Source organism: Paraburkholderia sp. RL17-373-BIF-A (genome assembly GCF_046030175.1).
In the GTDB taxonomy this organism is placed as follows: Bacteria; Pseudomonadota; Gammaproteobacteria; order Burkholderiales; family Burkholderiaceae; genus Paraburkholderia.
This window is the reverse complement of sequence record NZ_JARESO010000081.1, coordinates 25,537-31,682: the sequence shown is the minus strand read 5'-3', so window position 1 is coordinate 31,682 and position 6,146 is coordinate 25,537. Positions and strand designations below refer to the sequence as shown.

Below are 6,146 nucleotides of genomic sequence, written 5' to 3'. Positions count from 1 at the left end.
CCGGCATCCCTCGCGATGCGGAGCGTGGTGACTCATTTGATGGATCAGGAAAACTTGGAGACTGTCATGACGACTGAAAGCGTTGCAATTATCGGTTCTGGGCGCATTGGGCGTGGCTGGGCCATTGTGTTCGCACGCGCCGGGTTCAACGTGAATGTCCACGACGCAAACAGCGAGATGCTCGCTGGAGCCATCTCGGCTATTCGCGACAGCGTCGAGGACCTGAACGGCTACGGTCTTATTGACGAGCCGGTCGAGACGATTGTCGCGCGGGTCAAAGCGTGCCCGGATCTCGCGGACGCGGTCCGTGACGTCGCTCTTGTGCAAGAGAATATCGGCGAAGTCATCGAAGCAAAGCGCGCTCTGTTCGCTGATCTCGATCGCTTGACGGGACCGGACACCCTGCTGGCTAGCTCCACGTCGGGTTTGCCTACATCCGCTTTCACAGAAAAACTCGAGGGCCGGGCACGATGCCTCGTCGGGCATCCGGTGAATCCGCCCTCGCTCGTTCCTCTTGTCGAATTGTCTGGCGCGCCGTGGACTTCGCCGGAAGTTATCGCCAAGGCGCGCGAGCTATACGTCCGCGCAGGCCAGAAGCCGGTGACCGTGAACTACGAGATCTCCGGATTTCTGCTGAACCGCATCCAGGGGGCAGTGCTCGACGAGGCCATGAGCCTTTATGAGCAGGGATATGCCAGCGCGGCCGATCTTGACACGGTGATGACCGATGGACTTGCTATGCGCTGGTCATTCATGGGGCCGTTTGAAACGATTGACCTGAATGCACCTGGCGGCCTCGCCGACTACGCGGATCGCTACGGCGGCACCTATCGCACGATCGCTTCCGAACGCGTGCCATTCGCGTGGGAGCCTGAGACGATTCAGAAGCTCCATGACGAGCGGCGAGCGGTCCTCTCGGAAGATGAAATCGAAGCTCGGAGCCGGTGGCGTGATCGACGCCTGATGGCTTTGCTCGCACATCGACGCTCACTGGAGTCAAAGGAAAGCTGAAGCAGCCCTTCCTGCCAGGATTGCGTGGAGCGACCGGCGCGCGCGAGCACGCGGAATTCGTACCTGCCGAGAGCTTCTGCGCCGACGAACGAGTCTGAGATGCTGGTCATCGCCGGGGGGTTCGGCGGCTCCTCAGGTGCGATCCAGTCCTACGTCAAGTGCGGCGAGTTGAGCCGTTCGTTCTTCAGGGTGCTGCTCGGAGGCATTGGCAACGAAAGGCGGTTCGGCCGGCGCGACGGAGCCGCAGCCGATGAATTCCGTTTCCTCCGATGACCCCCGTTCAGGTCGACGCTGGGGTATGGATAACTAAAAATTGCCAGACAGATCGAGCGTTAAAAGGAATTCCCGACCGCATCCGATTGAAACTGGAGGCAGTAATTGAAAACCATCGCCTTTCTTGACCGTGCGACGCTCTCCGTCGAAATGCCAAAGTTCTCTTTCGCGTATCGCTGGATTGAATATCCGTCGACTAAACCTGAACAGGTTGTCGAACGCTGTAAACGCGCGCAGATCGTAGTCACCAACAAGGTGCCTCTATCGCGAGAAGCGCTCGACCAATTGCCCGAACTCGAACTGATCGGTGTGCCCGCCGCTGGTGTCAATCACCTCGATCTGGAATCGTGTCGCAGCCGTGGGATAGACATTGTCACGTGCGCAGGCTATTCGACTATTTCCGTGCCTGAGCACGCCTTCGCGCTGATGATGGCCCTGCGCCGAAATCTCGTGCCGTATTGGCGCGACGTCTATGCAGGGGGGTGGAGCGGTTCGCCGACGTTTTATGCGGAACTGCATCCGGTTGAGGATCTCTATGGCTCAACCCTTGGCATCGTCGGGGCGGGGCATGGCGGGAAGCGCATCGCGCAACTCGCCGATGCGTTCGGCATGCGCGTGCTTTTGGCCGACCGCAAAGGCGCGACTTCATTGCGTCCCGGCTACACGGCGTTTGACGACGTGCTGCGAGAGTCAGATGTGATCAGCCTGCACTGCCCGCTTTCGGACGAGACACACCATCTTTTCGGCATCGACGAATTCGAGCGGATGAAGCGTACGGCGTCGCTCGTGAACACGGCACGCGGTGGGATCGTCGATGAAGCGGCGCTCATCGAGGCGCTTGATCGAAAACTTATCGCAAATGCTGCGCTTGATGTGCTGGAACAGGAGCCGCCTGCGCCCGATCACCCTCTGCTGCGCACCAATAGGGCCGATCTGATCGTGACGCCGCATGTGGCTTGGCGCACCCAGGTTGCGATGACCCGGCTCGTAACGCAGTTGGCCGACGGCATCGAAAGGCATTATGTGCCAGCGGCATGAGCGATGGAATGGTGGTTCACACGAGAAATAGCAGAGCTGAACCGGTTGAACTATACGGTTGAGCCGGTCGGCAGGCCTGGAGGCATGGCGGACCTCGCTGCCGAGACCCGATCGCTGGTTTGTGTGAGGAGCAAATGCAGCGCGCCCTCAAAATAAGTCGGGGAGCGACGGCCAGCCGTTTCTCCAGGCTAACTTAGTCATCGCGGAAGATTCCTCGAGAGAGAGACCATGCCTACCATCACCTGCATCGAAGATTTGCGCGTTCTTGCAAAACGGCGTGTGCCCCGCATGTTCTACGACTACGCAGACAGCGGCTCTTGGACCGAGAGTACTTATCGTGCCAATGAAAGCGACTTTCAGCGTATCAAACTGCGTCAGCGCGTGGCCGTCAACATGGCAGGCCGTAGCACGCGCACCGAAATGATCGGGCACGAGGTCGCGATGCCGGTAGCCATCGCGCCGACCGGCCTGACCGGAATGCAACATGCCGACGGCGAGATCCTTGCCGCACGCGCAGCCGAAAAATTCGGAGTTCCATTCACTTTGTCCACGATGAGTATTTGCTCAATTGAGGAGGTTGCCGCAAATACAACCAAGCCCTTCTGGTTCCAGCTGTATATGATGCGTGACCGGGATTTCATCGCGAGGCTCATTGAGCGTGCGCGGGTGGCACGATGCAGCGCTTTGATGCTCACACTGGATCTGCAAATCATCGGCCAGCGCCACAAGGACATCAAGAACGGGCTGTCGGCTCCTCCCAAGCTGACCCTTCCAAATCTCATCAACCTCGCGACCAAGCCGCGCTGGTGCCTCGAGATGCTCGGGACCAAGCGGCGAAGCTTCGGCAACATCGTAGGACATGCGAAGGGCGTTGGCGATTTGACATCTCTCAGCTCGTGGACTGCCGAGCAGTTCGATCCAGAATTGAACTGGTCAGACGTCGAGTGGGTCAAGAAGCTTTGGGGAGGCAAGCTTATCCTCAAAGGCATCATGGATCCAGAGGACGCTCGGTTGGCCGCCGAAAGCGGTGCCGATGCGCTCATCGTCTCCAACCACGGGGGACGACAGCTTGACGGCGCGCCGTCGTCGATATCTGCGCTCCCCGAAATCTCAAAGGAGGTCGGTTCGAAAATTGAGGTGTGGATGGACGGCGGTATTCGGAGCGGACAGGACGTCCTAAAAGCGGTCGCGCTCGGTGCCAAAGGCATCCTGATCGGCCGCAGCTTTCTCTACGGCTTGGGTGCGTTGGGCGAAGCAGGTGTGACAAAGTGCCTGGAGATAATCCACAACGAGCTGGATACCACTATGGCGTTTTGCGGCCATACGGACATCCGCAGAGTGAATGCTCGGATCTTGCTACCCTGACGCATCGAGCTACGCCCCGCGGACCAGCGCCTATCGACCCTACTGGACTGCGCCGGTTCGGCTCCAACGTCGATCGGCGCAGGGAAAGTGTGATGTCGAGCGGGGCCCCCTTTATGGCTTGATAACCCTTCTCGTTCAGATTCCACCGCAGCGTTTTGAACTCGTATTCCTCCTTCGCCAGGAGCCGACTGTCCAGCGCCTTGATCCGCTCCAACGCCTTGCTGCCCTTGCCATGCCAGACCAACCATTTCGCGTGGATGATTCCGGTCTCTACCGACTCCCGTTCCATCGAGTCGACCATCTTGCCGCCGAACACGGAACGCTGCGCCGCCTGGAACTTCATCGCGATGTGAAACCAGTCGAGGATCCGGCCTCGAGCCAGCTAACTGCCCTCGACCGCGAGCACGCATCCGGCTTTTCGCTCGCCTGGTTGCAGCGCTGGTCTCGGAAAGTTTCAAGTTAGTTGTCGCCTCAACGAATGAATTTCAGGCGGCCTTTTTCTCCTGGTTAGGGCGTTGTGGGGCGACACCCTGATTGTCAATGCGATCCGGGTTCAGATGCACAGCATCGAGGCGCTGCCAGTCACGCATGTGGCCTTTCCATCGAAGCGGATTGCGCTGCCGGGCGCTCTCGTAGAACGCCGCGCGTCGGTTCAGGATGTCCTGATCGAGATTCGCATGGCGCTGCGCCGGCGTCACGAACCGGATCGCACTGTGACGATGTTCGTGGTTGTACCAACGCACCAGCTCGCTCACCCAGGTACGCGCGGCAAACAGGGTGTCGAACGCCTTGAGCGGGTAAGCGGGCCGGTACTTCAGGGTCTTGAACAGCGACTCGGAAAAAGGATTGTCGTTGCTCACGCCCGGGCGACTGAACGACGGCATGACACCCAGCGCCTGAAGGGTGGCGAGCATCGTTGCGCCTTTCGTAGAGCGAAGTAATGTTGTCACCAAAAACGAAGTAATGTCGTCAATACCCAGTTTTGCGTCATGCTGCCAGCAATCCGCGGAAGGGTCGTCGGCGCCGCTCATCGAGCATCAGGTGCCCTTCCCACCCGTTGCTTCGGCGCAGCATCGCACTATGATCGCCATACAGGGCGTATAAAGCGCGAGATGTTCTGCCATGCTCAAATCGCAGTCACGCTTCATTTCTGTCAGATATTCAAGCGGCAAGCAGATATTCTCATCCCGTCAAACTGCAAACTCCGAAATAGTAATGATGCGACGCCAATCACGGGCATCACGCGATTTCAGTCTCCGATTCAGACACACGCACCTGCTCTTTCGCCTGCACCCGTGCACCGCACGTCGATGCGTTCTGGTTGCAAACCTGCACGATTTGAGAATTATTGTTGTGATTTTGTATTACATAGTAGTGCTTCTTATTTGAGATAGCCCAACGTTCTTCAGAAATTAATAGTGCATCGTCCCATCGACTGCCATGGGGGACTTCATTCAGAACGCAGCATCCTGACCGGCTCGAAGCTTCGCAAACCGCTAACAGTGTGGCGCCCCCTGCTCGATGATTTCTTGGTCGCGGCAGAAGGCGAATTGACAAGTTTACTTCGCATTGACGCGAGTTGACGACATTACTTCGCTGCCGAACGAAGTAATGCCGTCAACTCGGGGTTATCGTACTTTCCGTGCGAAATATGGCGGTTTGATCCTAAAAGTCCATGTGGATCAATTACTTGCAAAATCGCCGAATGCGAGAAAGTCGAAACCGCGGAGCCATACTGCAAGCGGCGCTTCACGCGACTACCGCCAGATTTGGCACGATTCGGACGATTACCCCGGGATGGCTGCGATCGCTTGAGCAGCTTGATCATCTTTCATCCATTCACGTAGTCGACGCTCGATCTGGCAAATCTGCCGGTTCACGGCGTCGAGGCCTTTCCATTGCTCTCGCAGCGTATCGATTAGTATGGTAGGCAAACGCCCTGATGATCTTTCCAGTATGCTTGGCACCGCCCGGTCCAGCGCCGCCCTACCCACTCCCATTACCTCGCCGTACTCGGTCAGCAATCCGCGAAGGCTGTTGATCTGCATCGTGCGAAACTTAACCAGTTGCTGACGCATACGATGCAGCGCAAGAACAGCTTGCCCAGCCTCGGTCTTCACCGCGACCGGCTTGCAATCTATCTGCGTACCCATCCAGATCGCCCGGGCGTCGGCCGCATCGTTTTTATTGCGAATATTGAACGCCTTGACGAACTTCGCCGGCATCAACTTAACCTGATGCCCCATCTCAATCAGCCGTCACGCCCAATGCTGTGATCCGCCACAGGACTCCATGCCAACGAGGCAGGGCTTGCGATTGGCGAAGTACTCGAGAAACGCCGACCTCTTGACCGGCCGGTTCACGATCTCGCCGGTGTCGGGATCCACCAAGTGAATCTGCATTACGCTTTTTGCGATGTCTACGCCCACGATTGTATGAAGATGGCTGGAAGCTAAAGC

General features: G+C 57.9%; 4 protein-coding genes and 2 pseudogenes. 4 read left to right on the top strand and 2 right to left on the bottom strand.

Annotation, left to right across the window (positions count from 1 at the left end; genetic code table 11):
• Positions 1-66: 66 nt before the first annotated feature.
• From P0D80_RS44335 to P0D80_RS44320, 4 genes are all read left to right on the top strand, one after another.
• Positions 67-1,011 carry a 3-hydroxyacyl-CoA dehydrogenase gene (locus P0D80_RS44335; protein WP_408293686.1) on the top strand — a complete coding sequence of 315 codons (945 nt, stop codon included), beginning with the start codon at positions 67-69 and terminating at the stop codon, positions 1,009-1,011.
• Between the two features lie 99 nt (positions 1,012-1,110).
• On the top strand, positions 1,111-1,284 hold the full coding sequence (locus P0D80_RS44330; protein WP_408293674.1) for a hypothetical protein: 174 nt from the start codon (positions 1,111-1,113) through the stop codon (positions 1,282-1,284).
• A gap of 105 nt (positions 1,285-1,389) precedes the next feature.
• Complete coding sequence (locus P0D80_RS44325) at positions 1,390-2,322, top strand: D-2-hydroxyacid dehydrogenase (RefSeq protein WP_408293671.1); 933 nt, start codon at positions 1,390-1,392, stop codon at positions 2,320-2,322.
• Between the two features lie 228 nt (positions 2,323-2,550).
• Positions 2,551-3,687, top strand: a complete 1,137-nt coding sequence (locus P0D80_RS44320; RefSeq protein WP_408293668.1) for an alpha-hydroxy acid oxidase — start codon at positions 2,551-2,553, stop codon at positions 3,685-3,687.
• 485 nt (positions 3,688-4,172) lie between these two features.
• Here P0D80_RS44320 and P0D80_RS44315 read toward each other — a convergent pair.
• Positions 4,173-4,613, bottom strand: a pseudogene (locus P0D80_RS44315) (integrase core domain-containing protein); the annotation flags it as partial.
• Positions 4,614-5,477: 864 nt separating this feature from the next.
• A pseudogene (locus tag P0D80_RS44310) lies at positions 5,478-6,089 on the bottom strand (IS110 family RNA-guided transposase); the annotation flags it as partial.
• Positions 6,090-6,146: the final 57 nt, after the last annotated feature.

Bases quoted from the DNA above. Each gene is read 5' to 3' on its own strand.
- P0D80_RS44335 (WP_408293686.1), top strand. From the start codon at position 67: ATGACGACTGAAAGCGTTGCAATTATCGGTTCTGGGCGCATTGGGCGT.
- P0D80_RS44330 (WP_408293674.1), top strand. From the start codon at position 1,111: ATGCTGGTCATCGCCGGGGGGTTCGGCGGCTCCTCAGGTGCGATCCAG.
- P0D80_RS44320 (WP_408293668.1), top strand. From the start codon at position 2,551: ATGCCTACCATCACCTGCATCGAAGATTTGCGCGTTCTTGCAAAACGG.